At 63.6% G+C, this 14,025-nt stretch carries 15 protein-coding genes; 5 read left to right on the plus strand and 10 right to left on the minus strand.

What is annotated here, in order from left to right:
* The first annotated feature begins 184 nt into the window (after positions 1-184).
* From BN2476_RS21205 to BN2476_RS21215, 3 genes are all read left to right on the plus strand, one after another.
* On the plus strand, positions 185-1,726 hold the full coding sequence (locus tag BN2476_RS21205; protein WP_087736124.1) for a sugar ABC transporter ATP-binding protein: 1,542 nt from the start codon (positions 185-187) through the stop codon (positions 1,724-1,726).
* Between the two features lie 16 nt (positions 1,727-1,742).
* Positions 1,743-2,792 (plus strand): ABC transporter permease, encoded by a 1,050-nt coding sequence (locus BN2476_RS21210; protein WP_087736125.1) that lies wholly within the window; start codon positions 1,743-1,745, stop codon positions 2,790-2,792.
* Positions 2,793-2,967: 175 nt separating this feature from the next.
* Positions 2,968-3,915 carry an ABC transporter substrate-binding protein gene (locus tag BN2476_RS21215; RefSeq protein WP_087736126.1) on the plus strand — a complete coding sequence of 316 codons (948 nt, stop codon included), beginning with the start codon at positions 2,968-2,970 and terminating at the stop codon, positions 3,913-3,915.
* Positions 3,916-4,024: 109 nt separating this feature from the next.
* Here the strand turns inward: BN2476_RS21215 and BN2476_RS21220 are convergent, their stop codons facing one another.
* The 8 genes from BN2476_RS21220 to BN2476_RS21255 all read right to left on the minus strand — a co-directional run bounded on the left by BN2476_RS21220 (position 4,025) and on the right by BN2476_RS21255 (position 11,774).
* Complete coding sequence (locus tag BN2476_RS21220; RefSeq protein ID WP_087736127.1) at positions 4,025-5,317, minus strand: mechanosensitive ion channel family protein; 1,293 nt, start codon at positions 5,315-5,317, stop codon at positions 4,025-4,027.
* A gap of 278 nt (positions 5,318-5,595) precedes the next feature.
* Positions 5,596-6,525, minus strand: a complete 930-nt coding sequence (locus tag BN2476_RS21225) for a LysR family transcriptional regulator (protein ID WP_087736128.1) — start codon at positions 6,523-6,525, stop codon at positions 5,596-5,598.
* Positions 6,526-6,599: 74 nt separating this feature from the next.
* Complete coding sequence (locus BN2476_RS21230) at positions 6,600-7,850, minus strand: acyl-CoA dehydrogenase family protein (protein WP_087736129.1); 1,251 nt, start codon at positions 7,848-7,850, stop codon at positions 6,600-6,602.
* A gap of 43 nt (positions 7,851-7,893) precedes the next feature.
* The gene (locus BN2476_RS21235) at positions 7,894-8,658 is read right to left on the minus strand and encodes an SDR family oxidoreductase (protein WP_087736130.1); all 765 of its coding nucleotides are present in this window, start codon (positions 8,656-8,658) and stop codon (positions 7,894-7,896) included.
* A 51-nt stretch (positions 8,659-8,709) separates the two neighbouring features.
* Positions 8,710-9,756: a phosphotransferase family protein gene (locus tag BN2476_RS21240; protein WP_087736131.1), complete on the minus strand. Its 1,047-nt coding sequence runs from the start codon at positions 9,754-9,756 to the stop codon at positions 8,710-8,712.
* Positions 9,757-10,064: 308 nt separating this feature from the next.
* Positions 10,065-10,739, minus strand: coding sequence for a histidine phosphatase family protein (locus BN2476_RS21245; RefSeq protein ID WP_087736132.1), 675 nt, complete (start codon positions 10,737-10,739; stop codon positions 10,065-10,067).
* A 223-nt stretch (positions 10,740-10,962) separates the two neighbouring features.
* Positions 10,963-11,196, minus strand: a complete 234-nt coding sequence (locus BN2476_RS21250) for a hypothetical protein (RefSeq protein ID WP_087736133.1) — start codon at positions 11,194-11,196, stop codon at positions 10,963-10,965.
* Between the two features lie 113 nt (positions 11,197-11,309).
* Positions 11,310-11,774, minus strand: a complete 465-nt coding sequence (locus BN2476_RS21255; RefSeq protein ID WP_087736134.1) for an Lrp/AsnC family transcriptional regulator — start codon at positions 11,772-11,774, stop codon at positions 11,310-11,312.
* A 134-nt stretch (positions 11,775-11,908) separates the two neighbouring features.
* Between BN2476_RS21255 and BN2476_RS21260 the strand changes: the two genes are divergently transcribed.
* Complete coding sequence (locus BN2476_RS21260) at positions 11,909-12,538, plus strand: LysE family translocator (protein ID WP_087736135.1); 630 nt, start codon at positions 11,909-11,911, stop codon at positions 12,536-12,538.
* 27 nt (positions 12,539-12,565) lie between these two features.
* Here the strand turns inward: BN2476_RS21260 and BN2476_RS21265 are convergent, their stop codons facing one another.
* Positions 12,566-12,739 carry a DUF1289 domain-containing protein gene (locus BN2476_RS21265; protein ID WP_087736136.1) on the minus strand — a complete coding sequence of 58 codons (174 nt, stop codon included), beginning with the start codon at positions 12,737-12,739 and terminating at the stop codon, positions 12,566-12,568.
* Between the two features lie 163 nt (positions 12,740-12,902).
* Between BN2476_RS21265 and BN2476_RS21270 the strand changes: the two genes are divergently transcribed.
* Complete coding sequence (locus BN2476_RS21270; RefSeq protein WP_087736137.1) at positions 12,903-13,223, plus strand: YnfA family protein; 321 nt, start codon at positions 12,903-12,905, stop codon at positions 13,221-13,223.
* 161 nt (positions 13,224-13,384) lie between these two features.
* Here BN2476_RS21270 and BN2476_RS21275 read toward each other — a convergent pair whose 3' ends face one another.
* Positions 13,385-13,897 (minus strand): DUF1993 domain-containing protein, encoded by a 513-nt coding sequence (locus tag BN2476_RS21275; RefSeq protein ID WP_087736138.1) that lies wholly within the window; start codon positions 13,895-13,897, stop codon positions 13,385-13,387.
* Positions 13,898-14,025 lie beyond the last annotated feature (128 nt).

Genomic DNA, 14,025 nt, shown 5'->3' on the forward strand with positions numbered 1-14,025 from the left:
GCTCGGTAAAGCGTTTAGCGAAACGTTTCGTTTTATTGATGGATATGGTTAACCCGATCATGCCTAAGACCGTGTTGACATCGGCAAGAAGGCCATCTACATTCTCGCCGAAACGTTTCACTAAACGTTTCGCTGGAACGTTCGGCGTCGAGACCTGCACGCCGCAAAAACTGGACGAGAAGAGATGAGTGAGACAGAAACACGACAGGACAGCCGTCCTCGTCGCGCGCTGGTGTCGATCCGCAATCTGAGCAAGTCGTTTCCTGGCGTGCGGGCGCTCGACAATTGCCAGTTCGAGTTGCTGCCGGGCGAAGTGCACGCGTTGATGGGCGAGAACGGCGCGGGCAAGTCGACGCTGATGAAGGTACTGTCGGGCGTTTATCAGAAGGACGAAGGGGAAATCCTGATCGACGGCCAACCCGTCGAGATTCCCGATCCGCGCTCGGCGCAGGCGCTCGGCATCGGCATCGTTCATCAGGAGCTGAACCTGATGAACCACTTGAGCGCCGCGCAGAACATCTTCATCGGGCGCGAGCCGCGCCGCGGCATCTTCATCGACGAACGCGCGCTCAATCGCAAGGCCGCCGGGATTTTCGAGCGCATGCATCTGAAGCTCGACCCGCGTACGCCCGTCGCCCAGCTCACCGTCGCGAAGCAGCAAATGGTGGAAATCGCCAAGGCGCTGTCCTTCGATTCGCGCGTGCTGATCATGGACGAGCCGACGGCCGCGCTGAACAACGTCGAGATCGACGACCTGTTCCGGATCATTCGACAGCTTCAGTCGAACGGAGTCGGCATCGTCTACATCTCGCACAAGATGGACGAGCTCAAGCAGATCGCCGGCCGTATCACGATCATGCGCGATGGCCAGTACGTCGGCACCGTGCCGGCGGAGTCGACGCCGATGGAGACGATCATCAGCATGATGGTCGGCCGCCAGCTCGACACTTCGCCGCGGCGTCCCGTGCAGCGCGCGAACGGCGAGCTAGCGCTCGAAGTGAAGGGGCTGACGCGCGGCTCCGTGATCCGCGACGTCAGCTTTACGTTGCGCAAAGGCGAAGTGCTCGGCCTCGCGGGCCTGATGGGCGCGGGCCGCACGGAAGTCGCGCGCGCCGTCTTCGGCGCCGATCCCGTCGAGCGCGGCGAGATCCGCGTGCATGGCAAGAAGGTATCGATCAGGTCCACACAGGATGCCGTGCGGCAAGGCATCGGATATCTGTCGGAGGACCGCAAGCAGTTCGGGCTGGCGACGGGCATGGACGTGAAGACCAACGTCGCGCTTGCAAGCATGAGCCGGTTCGCGTCGCTCGGCATGTTTCTCGACGATTCCGCGATTCAGCGCACCGCCGATCAATACGTCGGCCAGTTGCGCATCAAGACGCCGTCCGTGCACCAGCAGGTGCGCCTGCTGTCGGGCGGCAACCAGCAGAAGATCGTGATCGCGAAGTGGCTGCTGCGCGACTGCGACATTCTCTTTTTCGACGAACCGACGCGCGGCATCGACATCGGCGCGAAGACGGAGATCTACAAGCTGATCGATGCGCTCGCGGCGGACGGCAAGGCCATCGTGATGATCTCGTCGGAGCTGCCCGAGATTCTTCGCATGAGTCACCGCGTGCTGATCATGTGCGAAGGCCGCATCACGGGCGAACTCGCGGCCGGCGAGGCCACGCAGGAAAAAATCATGCAGCTCGCGACGCAGCGCGAACCTGTCGTTACCGAATGAATTCACGAGGATGACCATGACCAACACACCTAACCCCGTCCCGTCGGCCGAGCAGGCTATGCCCCTTGCGCGCGAGCGCAACGCCTCGAATGTCGCCGCAAAGCTGTTTCATTCAGGTGCGCGCCAGAAGCTCCTCGCGTTCGCGAGCCTCGTTGTGCTCATCATCTTCTTCGGCGTTGCGTCGCCGCAGTTCCTGCAAGTCGACAACCTCGTCAGCATCCTGCAGGCCACCGCTGTCAACGGCGTGCTCGCCATTGCGTCGACATTCGTCATCATCACGGGCGGCATCGATCTGTCGGTCGGCACGTTGATGGCGTTCTGCTCGGTCATGACAGGCGTCGTGCTGACCAACTGGGGCATGCCGCTCTATGTCGGGATTCTGGCTGCGATCTGCTTCGGCGCGTTGAGCGGAGCCGTGTCGGGCGTTCTGGTCGCAAAGCTGCGCATCCCGCCGTTCATCGCCACGCTCGGCATGATGATGCTGATGAAAGGCCTCGCGCTCGTCATCTCGGGAACGCGGCCCATCTACTTCAACGACACGCCGGGATTCACGAGCATTTCGCAGGATTCGCTGATCGGCAATTTCATTCCCGCGCTGCCGATTCCGAACTCGGTGCTGATCCTTTTCGGTCTCGCGATCTTCGCCGCCGTCGCGCTCAACAAGACGCTCTTCGGGCGCTATACGTTCGCGCTGGGCAGCAATGAAGAGGCCGTGCGGCTTTCGGGCGTCAACGTCGACGGATGGAAGGTCGCCGTCTATACGATGGGCGGCGCGATCTGCGGCATTGCCGCGCTCGTGATGTCGTCGCGTCTCAATTCGGCTCAACCCGCTCTCGGCCAGGGGTACGAGCTCGATGCGATCGCGGCTGTCGTGATTGGCGGCACGTCGCTGTCGGGCGGCGTGGGGACGATCACGGGCACGATGATCGGCGCGTTCATCATGAGCGTGCTCGTCAACGGCCTGCGCGTGATGTCGGTCGATCAGGAGTGGCAGATCGTCGTGACGGGCGTGATCATCATCTCCGCCGTGTATCTCGACATGTTGCGCCGGAAGAAGCAGCGGTAACAGCAGTGGCAAGAGCAGCAGTGGCAAGAACGTGAGGCCGGCCCGCTGCGCGATGCGCTGGCGGGCGAGCCGCGAGTCAAGCCGGGCGCAACGTATCGCCTACGTCGCGTTCGCACCGGGTGACGGCGCGCGCATCGTCGCGTGCCGTACTTTCAACCATAGAGGAGACTTGTAGATGATCAAACCGAAACTGATCGGCGCGGCGCTCGGACTGAGCCTGGCGTTGGGATTTTCCACGGGCGCATGGGCCGACGTTCCGTATGTCGCGCTGGTGTCGAAGGGATTTCAGCACCAGTACTGGCAAGCCGTGAAGAAAGGCGCGGAGAAAGCGGGACAGGACTTTCACGTGAAGGTGACGTTCGAGGGCCCCGAGACGGAGGCGATGGTCGACAAGCAGATCGACATCCTGTCGGCCACGCTCGCGCGCAAGCCGGCCGCGATCGGTCTCGCCGCGCTCGACAGCCAGGCCGCGACGCCGCTGCTGAAAAAAGCGCAGGCGGCGAAGATTCCCGTGATCGGATTCGATTCGGGTGTCGACAGCGACATTCCGCTTTCGACGGCAGCAACCGACAACAAGGCGGCAGCGGCCGTCGCGGCGGACAAGATGGCCGCGCTGATCGGCAACGAGGGCGAAGTCGCCGTCGTGGCTCACGACCAGACGAGTCGAACGGGCATTGACCGTCGCGATGGCTTCGTCGAGCGCATCAAGGCGAAGTATCCGAAGATCAAGGTCGTCACGGTCCAGTACGGCGGCGGTGATCAGCTGAAATCGACGGACATCACGAAGTCGATCATCACCGCGCATCCGCATCTGAAGGGCATCTTCGGCACGAACGAAGGATCGGCGATCGGCGTCGTCAACGGTGCCCGCGAAATGAAGGTGAACGGCAAGATCGTGCTGGTCGGCTTCGATTCGGGCGAGAAGCAACTCGACGCGATCCGCAGCGGCGACGAGGCGGGGGCCGTCACGCAGAATCCGATCGGCATCGGCTACGACACGGTCCAGGCGGCAGTCGAGGCGCTTCAGGGCAAGAAGCTGCCCAAGCGCATCGACACGGGCTTCTACTGGTACGACAAGAGCAACATCGACGATCCGAAGATCGCGGCTGTTCTCTACAAGTGATGTGCAGTTAGCTCGCGGCGGCCGGTAGCGATGCATGCTGGGCGCCGCGAGCCCTGCAATTCTCCGGGCGTGCGAGAAGCGCTGCCCGTCGATGCAGTCTCTCGCGCGCCTAGTGCGCGGGCGATGCGCGCGCACGTCCGCGATGCACGCCGTCGATACCCGGCGGCATGCGCCGCTCCATGTGGCGCTGACCGTTCCCATGACTGCCGCGCCGGTCTCGCGCACCGCCGGCGGCCGCGACGGGATCGGCTGGCGTGTCCGCCGCCGTGCTCGATGCGACCGGCTCGTCGTGGGCAGGCGGCTGAGGCACGGGAGGCAACGCGCTGCTGCGCTCCAGTTCGGCCGTCACTTCAGCGCGCGCATGCGGCAGGTACTGCGGATAGTGATTCAGGATGAAGCAGAGCAGTCCTTCGCGTACACGGCAGCGCAAGTCCCAGTTGAGTCCTGAATCCATCGAGCTGACCAGCACGCGCAATTGCAACGCGCGCTCGGTCGCATCCGTCGCTTGCAGCACCTGAACGCTGCCGTCCCATTCGGGTGCGTCCTTCAGCAGCCGTCCCAGTTCTTCGCGCAGCGGCGCGAGCGGCATGTGGTAATCGACGTATAGCACCACCGTGCCGATGATCTGCGAGCTGCTGCGGGTCCAGTTGGTGAACGGATGCTCGATGAACCACTGGAGCGGCACGACCAGCCGCCGCATGTCCCACAGACGCACCGACACGTACGTGCCCGTGATTTCCTCGATGCGACCCCACTCGTTCTCGATCACAACGACATCGTCGTGCCGGATCGGCTGCGAGAGCGCGATCTGCAGTCCCGCGATCAGATTGCCGAGCACCGGCCGTGCCGCGATACCGGCGATCAGTCCCGCGACGCCCGCCGACGCAAGCAGGCTCGCGCCGATCTGTCGCACGGCGGGGAACATCATCAGCGCGCCGCCGACGCCGACGATCACGATCACCACCATCACCGAGCGCGCGAGCACGCGCGCCTGTGTGTGGATGCGGCGTGCCTGCAGATTGTCGGCCGTGTCGAGGGGATGCGCCTCGATGATCGCCTCGCCGATCGACGCGGCGAGGCGCATGGCCAGCCATGTAACGGTTGCGATCAGCGCGAACGCCGCGACATCGCGCAACGGGACGATGTAGCGCAGCGCGTCGGGCGCTTCCCAGAACACGAATTCGAGCGCCAGCACCATCAGCAGCACGCGCGTCGGCACGTCGATATGCGCGAGCACGATGGTTGCGAGCGGATAGGGTCGCGCAATGCGCGTCACGATACGCGCGCCGACACGTTGAACCGCGAGCGCAATGGCCATCGCGATGATCGACACGACGGCGCCGCCAGGCCAGGAGTGCATCGGCGCATCCACGACGCGCTCGATGTCGTCAAAGGAAATCATCAATGCAATGTCCTCGTGTCTTCTCTTCGTAGCGGGAGAACGGGAGACAGTTCCCGACAGCGATGTCGATCCCTGCACGACGCAATAGCGTGCGATGCGGACTACATGAGAATGGCGCACAACGCTGCCGGCAAGTCTCGAACAACTCGTCGCTCTTCAGCGTCATCCCGGTTCGCACAAACTGTGCCGCATCTTGCGACTCAGGCGTTCTCACACGCTATATGTGGCGGCAACGATAAAACGATTTGCGGAACAGGAAGCGTGGCCCGATCTGAAGCTCAACGCGCGGGGACGTGTGATTCGCGCGGTGGCTCGCGCATCTCGTTCATCAGCCGGATCACTTCGCCGCGCACCCAGCGGTTCGCCTGATCCTGCTCGCCACTGCGATGCCAGTACAGGTGCCATTCGAGCTTCGCAAGCGGAAACGGCAGTTCGAGAATGCGTGCGTCGTAGCGCTGCACCAGTTGCACGGGCGCGGTGAGCGCGAGATCGGTGCGCAGCGCGATCAGCGGCGCGACCATGTAGTGCTGCACGCGCATTTGCAACTGCCGGCGCTTGCCGAGCTTGTGCAGCTCGGCATCGACGAGCCCGCTGCCCTGGCGGCGGCTCGATACCTGGATGTGGCCGAGCCCGAGGTAGTCGTCCATCGTCAGCGTGTCGCCCGTAAACGGATGATCGTGGCGCAGCATGCACGCGTAGCGGTCGCTGCCGAGCGGCGTCTGATGCAGTTGCGGATCGTCGATGAGCGGCACGTCGATCGCGAAATCGATCTTGCCTGCCGCGAGCGCGGCGGCCACTTCGCTGCGCGGCGTGAAATAGCTTTCGATGCACATGCCCGGCGCCTGTTGCTGCAAGACTTCGCCGAGCGCGGGCAGCAGGATCGCTTCCATCAGATCGGGCATGCTCAGGCGAAACGTGCGCTCCGATGCGGCGGGCACGAACACGTCGCCTTCCGTCGCGCTCGTCTCCAGCAATTGAAGCGCTTCGCGCACGCGGCCGATGATGTTTTCGGACAACGGCGTCGGCACCATGCCCGACGGCGTGCTGACGAAGAGGGGATCGTCGAACGCCTTGCGCATTCGCGCGAGCGCATTGCTGACGGCGGGCTGAGTGATGAACAGCATCTCCGCCGCGCGCGTCAGGTTGCGCTTGTCGTAGATCGCTTCGAATACGACGAACAGGTTCAGATCGAGCTTCGGTGGACGCATCGCACAGTCTCCTTTCGCCCGACATCATAAGCGACGGGGCCGAGGCGATGCGTCCTCGCGCAGTGCTGCAACGATCAATCGCGCGGCGGCACGTTCAGATACGCAGCGCACGCGCCCAAGGTCTCCTTGCTCGCCTTGATCTCCATGCGCGCGATCGCCTGCAGATGCACTTCGTCGGGACCGTCCGCGTAACGCAGCGCGCGGCCCCAGGTCCAGTGATCGGCGAGCGGCGTATCGGGGCTCACGCCCATCGCGCCGAACACCTGCATCGCGCGGTCGCAAACAGTTGTATGCAGCTGCGGAATCAGCGCCTTGATCATCGAGATCTCCTTGCGCGCCGCCTTCGCACCTACTTCGTCGATGAGCCACGCGGTCTTCAGCACGAGCAGCCGCGCCTGGTCGATTTCGATGCGCGACTTCGCGATCCACTCGCCGACCGTGCCGTGCTGATGCAGATACTTGCCGAACGTCTTGCGTTCCTGCGCGCGCTCGATCATCAGTTCGAGCGCGAGTTCCGCCGCGCCGATCGAGCGCATGCAGTGATGAATGCGCCCCGGCCCGAGCCGCGCCTGCGCGAGCGCGAAGCCGCCGCCTTCTTCGCCGAGCAGATTCGATGCGGGGACGCGCACGTTCGTGAACGTGACCTCGCAATGTCCTTCCGGCGAGATATGGTTCAGCACGGGGATGTTGCGCACGACCTTCAGGCCCGGCGTGTCGGCGGGCACGAGAATCATGCTTTGCTGCCGATGGCTCTCCGCATCCGGATCGGTCTTACCCATCACGATGAAGATCTTGCAGTTCGGGTGAGCGGCGTTCGTGATGAACCACTTGCGTCCGTTGATCACGTAGTCGTCGCCGTCGCGGCGGATCGATGTCGTGATGTTCGTCGCGTCCGACGAAGGCACGTCCGGCTCCGTCATCGCGAACGCCGAGCGGATCGTGCCTTCGAGCAACGGCACGAGCCACTGCTCGCGTTGCGCGGGCGTCGCGAACATATGCAGCAACTCCATGTTGCCGGTGTCGGGCGCATTGCAGTTGAAGACCTCGGATGCCCACGAAATGCGCCCCATGATCTCCGCAAGCGGCGCGTATTCGAGGTTCGTCAGGCGCGTGCCGGGCTCGTCGTCCTTCAGATGCGGCAGGAACAGATTCCACAGGCCTTCGGCTTTCGCCCTTGCCTTCAGCTCTTCGATGAACGAGACGGGATAGCGGCCCGCGTGCACCTCGTCGAGCCATTGACGCTGGCGCGGCACGATGTGCTCGTCCATGAAAGCGCGCACGCGGCGGCGCAAGTCTTCAACCTTGGGGCTGTAGCCGAAATTCATGATGTGTGTCCTTTGAGTGTCCTTTGCGTGTCCCTTGCATGGGCTAGATCGTCAGGCCGCCGTCGACGACGATGCATTCGCCGTTCGTATAGCTCGCCGCGTCGGTCACGAGATACAGCACCGTGCCCGCCATTTCTTGCGGCTCGCCGTGGCGGCGCAACGGGATGTTGTTGATCCAGTGGTCGTAGATGTCCTTGTTCTCGAACAGCGCGCCCGCGAACTTCGTTTTCGTGAGACCGGGCAGCAGCGCGTTCACGCGGATGCCGAGCGGCCCGCATTCCTTCGCGAACGCTCTCGTCATGTTGACGACGGCCGCCTTCGTGATCGAGTAGATGCCTTGCATGTCGCCGGGCTGCAACGCGTTGACGGACGCCGTGTTGACGATCGCGCCGCGTCCTTGCTCCTTCATCAGCTTGCCCGCTTCCACCGACATGAAGAAGTACCCGCGCACGTTCACTTCGACAGTCTTGTTGTACGCGGCGAGGTCCGTGTCGAGGATATGCCCGAAGTACGGATTGGCCGCCGCGTTGTTCACGAGAATGTCGAGCCGCCCATGTTTTTCGCGGATATACGCGAACGTCGCGGCGATGTCCTCCATGCGGCCGACGTGACACGCGAGCGCTTCGGCGCGGCCGCCTGCATCGCGTATGCCCGCCGCCACCTGCTCGCAGTCTTCGATCTTGCGGCTCGATACGATCACATGCGCGCCCTGTTCGGCGAGCAGTTTCGCGACCGCTTCGCCGATGCCGCGGCTTGCGCCCGTGACGAGCGCGATGCGGCCCGTAAGGTCAAAAAGGTTCGTGCTCAAAGGTGTCTCCTTCGTGTCTTTGTCGATGAACGGGATGAATGCGATGAACGGCTAGGCGATCAGCTCGGCGCCGAGTTGCGCGAGCGGCTCGACCATCGCGCCGACGACGTGTGCCTGCGCACTCGACGCATTGCCTTGCAGCGCGCGCGCCTTCACGCCCTGTGCAATCGAAGCGAGCCGGAAGAAGCTGAACGCGAGAAAGAAAGGCCAGTTGTCGATCGCGGGCAGGCCGCGCAGCGCGCAGTATTGCGCGACGATCTCTTCCTCTTCGGGCACGCCGAGCGCCGCGCGGTCCTGGCCGCGCAGCCCCGGAATATGGCCATCCGACGGCAGGCGCAGGCACATGCAGAAGTACGCGAGATCGGCGAGGGGATGGCCGAGCGTCGACAGTTCCCAGTCGAGAATCGCGCGCACGCGCGGTGCGTCGTTCGCGAAGATCAGGTTGTCGATGCGGAAGTCGCCGTGAACGAGGGAAGGGCGCTGCATGTCGGGTTTGTCATGGGCCTGCGCGGGACAGTGCGCGGGCAGCCAGTCGATCAGCGCTTCCATCGCCGCGATGCGTTCCGTTTCGGCGGCGCGATATTGCTTGGTCCATACGCCGATCTGACGCTCGAAGTAGTTGCCGGCGCGTCCGTAATCGGTGAGGCCGACTGCTTGCGGATCGACGTCGTGCAGCGCCGCGAGCGTCTGCACGATAGCCGCGTAGTAGCCGCGCCGCGCGTCGCGGTCGACTTCGGACAGCGCGGGGTTCCAGAAGATGCGGCCTTCCTCGTAGCTCATCAGATAGAACATGCTGCCGATCACGTCACGGTCCTCGCACAGATGCAACGCGCGCGCGACGGGCACGGGCGTGTCGGCGAGCGCGCGCAGCACGCGATATTCGCGGTCGACGGCATGCGCCGACTTGAGCAGTTGTCCGGGCGGCTGGCGGCGCAGCACATAGCGCTCGCCTTGCGCTTCGATGAGCCAGGTCGGGTTGGACTGGCCGCCCGCGAATTTCGTCGCGCTCACGGGGTCGCGAAAGTCCGCGATGTGCTGCTTCAGATAGTGCGTAAGGCGCTCGATATCGAGCGTGGTGTCGTGTCGATCGCGAGTCATGTCGTTCGGTGCGTTGCTAAGGTCTGTTTACATATGAAACGTGCATGCGAACACCCGAAACCGGCCGCATGGCGGCGTCGCGCGTCGCTTGTTTGGCTCGGCCAAACAGCGCTCCTTGCTCCTTGCCCTGCGGCCGGTTTCGGGTGTTCGCCAATAACAAAATCAATAAGTCAGGGGTTGCCCTGTAAAGGGCCGCTCGCGGCGTCACGCTCCTTGCGAATACGTCCAGTATTCGCTGCGTCGCAATCCTTGCGAGCGGCCCTTTACGGGGCAACGCATGCACGTTTCATATGTAAACAGACCTTAGGCTAACCGTAGGTTTGAAAAGCGCGGCGCTGCGGATCGTCGAGATGGCCGATGCCGTTGAAGCTCGACAGCTGCAGCGTGTCGCGATTGAAGAAGTAATGGCTGACGCTGCTATTGCGGATCTGCATATTGAGCGCGATGGCCGTCGCGGCGGGCGCGTGCAGGATCTGCTGCGTCAGCGCGGCGATCACGCCGCCCGAGCTGACGACCAGCACGCGCCGTCCGCCGCCGTGCTGGATCGCGGCGCGCGCATCGGCGACGCGTTGCTGGAACGCGCTCCACGTTTCGGGCGCGCAGCCATCGAGCGCGCCTTCCGCCCACAGATGCAGCACTTGCCGCAGCACCTTGAAGAAATCGCGCGAACTTCGGGTTGCGCGTTGGGCGAGATCGGCGTGCTGGTCGCCGAGCGCGCGAAAGAGCGCGTGGAAGTCGTATTCGTCGAGGCCCTGATGGACTTCGCATTCGACGGACGGCGCGCCCAGGCCGCGCCAGATCGCGTCGACGGTTTGCGCGTGCCGTCGCAGCGTGCCCGACATCACGCGGTCGAACCCGATGTCGCGCTGCGCGAAGTATTCGCCTAGCCAGATGCCTTGCTGTTCGCCAGTCGCCGAGAGCCGGTCGTAGTCGTCCGCGCCCAGCGACGCCTGGCCATGCCGTACCAGATAGAGTTCCGCCATCGCTTGCTTCGCCTTGCAGAAGATGAGGCCAGCATAGCGGCGGGTCGCGTATTCCTGAAGTTTATTTGGTGAATCTGAGGTTATTCATTGTGATGATAATTGCTCGCAACTAACGGTCAGTCGCTTTGGAACCCCGCGTTCCCCGCGGCGAGCGCTCGGTGAGCGTTACGCGCTTCGCCCGCGAAAAGCGCCCAACGCTATCAACGTCCGGCGCGAAGACCGTTTAACGATTGCCGTCAAGCAGATCGTTGAGCAGCGCATCGAACTCGGATTGCGCATCTTCGAGTTCCTGTAGCGCGGCGTCGAAGGTCTGAAGCGCCATCTGTGACGGATGGCCGCTGCCGGACGGAGGGAACTGCGATTGCAACGCGGCGAACGCGGTTTGCACCTGTTTCGTCGCGTTCAGGACGCGCTCCATCGCGCGGGTTTCTTCGGCTCGCGCCGCTTCGTGATCCATGCTCATGCTCCGTGATTCGGTGTGTGCCTCGATGGCGAGGCGCCCACTATGCCACGAGTTCGCGACGCGTCGCCGCGCGTTTCGCCTCGGCCGCGTCTTGCGATGCGTCGTCGTCAGAGAAGCGGCAAGCCACCGTTGGCCTTTACCTCGCGTAACGACAGCGACGATTCCACCGACGTCACGCCCGGCAAACTGCGCAATTCGTCGCGCATGAACGTGCCGTAATCGTCGAGGTCGCGCGCGACCACCTGCAGGATATAGTCCGCGCTGCCCGACACGTTGTGACACGAGAGGATGCGCGGGATCGCGAGTATTTCGCGCTCGAAGCGCGTTGCCGTCGCGCGATCGTGCACGGCGAAGCGCACATATACGAAGGAGACAACGCCGAGCCCCAGTGCCGGTCGCGACAGCACCGCGCGATAGCGCTCGATAATGCCGTCGTTTTCGAGCCGCTTGAGCCGCCGCGCGCACGGCGTTTCGCTGAGCCCGACCGTTTCGGCGAGCTTCGCGTTCGACATCCGGCCATCCGATTGCAAGGCCGCGAGGATTGCGAGGTCTGTTTTGTCGAGGTCGTTCATGTTGGGTGGAATGCCGTTGAACATTTTAGAATCTTAGGGCATTCCACTAATCATGGGGGGTTGTCAGACTGAAAATCGCCAGCATTCGCTAGCGGGGCGAAGGCATCATGAATGCCTCTAAACGTGAGGTCGTCATGGTTTCCGCTCATCTTCTGATCATGTATGTGGCCGCACTTGTCGTGGTCTTCGCGCTGTCCGGCCCGGACATGGCGCTCGTGCTTCAGACGAGCATCGGCCGCGGCGCGCGCAACGGTTTCGCGGCCGCCGCCGGCCTCGGCATTTCACGCGCGACGCACGTGACGCTGTCCGCGTGCGGCGTCGCCGCGCTGCTGCGCAACGCGCCGTGGCTGTACGAAGTCGTGCGCTATGGCGGCGCGATCTATCTGGCGTGGGTGGCCGTGCAGATCTTCCGCTCGCCCGTGTTCGCGATGCCGACGGATGGCGCGCAGCCGGGCGGAAGCCGTCCGCTGCGATCGGCGTTCGTCAAGGGCCTGCTGACGAACCTGCTGAATCCGAAGGCGCTTCTGTTCTGCTCGGTGCTGCTGCCGCAATTCGTGCGTCCTGAGGCAGGGCGCGTCGCGTGGCAGGTGATCGAGCTGGGTGTCGTGCTGGTGGCGATCGGCGCGTGCTTCGATGCCGCCTATGCCGTCGGCGCCGCGCGCATCTCCGGCTGGGTGCGCTCGCATCCGCTTGCGCAGACGCTGCAGCGCTGGACGTTCTCGGCGGCGCTGATCGGCTTCGCGGTGCGGCTATCGCTCGACTGAGCGGCTCGCGCTCTGCGTGGCTTCCGCCTACTTGCGAATCATCGCCGCACGCTCCGACTTCTGGTCGATGACCTTGCGGCGATGCTTGTCCTTCATCTTCTTCCACCCTTTGCACTCTTCGCGGGTGCGCAGACAGCCGACGCAATAGCCGGTCTTGCTGTCGAACTTGCAGACGTCGATACAGGGCGATTTGACACTCATGCTGGCTTGCTCGTGATCGTGGAAAGGGCGGGGAGCGACGACTGTCGCACGGCGCTCCGGGCACGGGCAAAGTGATTGTGTTAATAAGAGCGATAGACGGCGGGGCCGAAGTCCTTGCCGACGCCGTTGCGTACGTATCGACCGATTACTCCGACACCTGCCGATGAAGACCCTGTTGCTCTATGTCGTGACCGCGATCGCCGAGATCGTCGGCTGCTATCTGCCCTGGCGCTGGCTCAAGGAGGGCGGCCCCGCGTGGCTGCTGGTGCCTGGCGCGTTGAGCCTCGCGCTGTTCGCGTGGCTGCTGACGTTTCACGGCACGGCTGCCGGCCGCGTCTACGCGGCATATGGTGGCGTCTACGTGGCCGTCGCGATCCTCTGGCTCTGGGGCGTCGATCACGTGCGCCCGAGCGCGTGGGATCTTGCGGGCGCGGCGCTCACGCTGGCGGGCATGGGGATCATCGCGTTCCAGCCGCGGGTTTGATGTCCCGTCGGAGGGCTCGTTTGACGGCCTCGTTTCGCGACCCGCTTCACGCGTCCCCTCGACGGCTACCCATTCAATGCCACGGTTCGCTGCCTCTTCATGATGTGAGCGCAAACGGGCGGCAAGCCGGTTCGCGCTTCCAACAGCGGTAAGAGTCTGCGTTAGCTGTTCGGCTTGCCGAGGTAATCGAGCTTGCCTAGCTCGACGCCGTTGTGACGCAGAATGTCGTATGCCGTCGTGATGTGGAAATAGAAATTCGGCATTGCGAAGCCAAGCAGATAAGACAACCCGGTGAACTCGACCGGGCCACTGCGCATTTTTAGCGTCACTTCGCGCGTTTCCGAACCGTCGATCTGCGCGGCGTTGAACTCCTTCAGATAATCGATCGTTTTCTGAATGCGAGCGTGCAGTTCGTCGAACGCGAGCTCCACGTCTTCGTACTTCGGCGCTTCGACGCCTGCGAGACGTGCCGCGCAACCCTTCGCGGTGTCCGTCGCGATGTACACCTGACGGGCCAGCGGGAGCATGTCCGGGAAGAGCCGCGCGCCAGTGAGCACGGACGGATCGATCTGTTTTTCCGCCGCGTGCGCCTGGCCCTTGCCGAGAATCGCCTGCAGGTTCGTGAGGCCGCGAATCAGCACGGGAATGGATGCCTGATACATCGAGATGGTCATGGGTGGTCCTCGAATTCGTGGTTCTCGCGCGCCCTCCGGCACGCGGTCGCATAGCGTAACGCAACAGCGCAATTGCTGCTGGAGCAGCGTACCGCGATTCCGATGCACGACAAAGCTAGCCGTTCGGC

This window comes from Paraburkholderia piptadeniae (genome assembly GCF_900007165.1).
Lineage (GTDB): Bacteria > Pseudomonadota > Gammaproteobacteria > Burkholderiales > Burkholderiaceae > Paraburkholderia > Paraburkholderia piptadeniae.

Coding starts and splice junctions, on each gene's coding strand:
- BN2476_RS21205 (WP_087736124.1), top strand. CDS start 185: ATGAGTGAGACAGAAACACGACAGGACAGCCGTCCTCGTCGCGCGCTG.
- BN2476_RS21255 (WP_087736134.1), bottom strand. CDS start 11,774: ATGAACGACCTCGACAAAACAGACCTCGCAATCCTCGCGGCCTTGCAA.
- BN2476_RS21260 (WP_087736135.1), top strand. CDS start 11,909: ATGGTTTCCGCTCATCTTCTGATCATGTATGTGGCCGCACTTGTCGTG.
- BN2476_RS21250 (WP_087736133.1), bottom strand. CDS start 11,196: ATGGATCACGAAGCGGCGCGAGCCGAAGAAACCCGCGCGATGGAGCGC.
- BN2476_RS21220 (WP_087736127.1), bottom strand. CDS start 5,317: ATGATTTCCTTTGACGACATCGAGCGCGTCGTGGATGCGCCGATGCAC.
- BN2476_RS21275 (WP_087736138.1), bottom strand. CDS start 13,897: ATGACCATCTCGATGTATCAGGCATCCATTCCCGTGCTGATTCGCGGC.
- BN2476_RS21230 (WP_087736129.1), bottom strand. CDS start 7,850: ATGAATTTCGGCTACAGCCCCAAGGTTGAAGACTTGCGCCGCCGCGTG.
- BN2476_RS21210 (WP_087736125.1), top strand. CDS start 1,743: ATGACCAACACACCTAACCCCGTCCCGTCGGCCGAGCAGGCTATGCCC.
- BN2476_RS21225 (WP_087736128.1), bottom strand. CDS start 6,525: ATGCGTCCACCGAAGCTCGATCTGAACCTGTTCGTCGTATTCGAAGCG.
- BN2476_RS21240 (WP_087736131.1), bottom strand. CDS start 9,756: ATGACTCGCGATCGACACGACACCACGCTCGATATCGAGCGCCTTACG.
- BN2476_RS21215 (WP_087736126.1), top strand. CDS start 2,968: ATGATCAAACCGAAACTGATCGGCGCGGCGCTCGGACTGAGCCTGGCG.
- BN2476_RS21265 (WP_087736136.1), bottom strand. CDS start 12,739: ATGAGTGTCAAATCGCCCTGTATCGACGTCTGCAAGTTCGACAGCAAG.
- BN2476_RS21245 (WP_087736132.1), bottom strand. CDS start 10,739: ATGGCGGAACTCTATCTGGTACGGCATGGCCAGGCGTCGCTGGGCGCG.
- BN2476_RS21270 (WP_087736137.1), top strand. CDS start 12,903: ATGAAGACCCTGTTGCTCTATGTCGTGACCGCGATCGCCGAGATCGTC.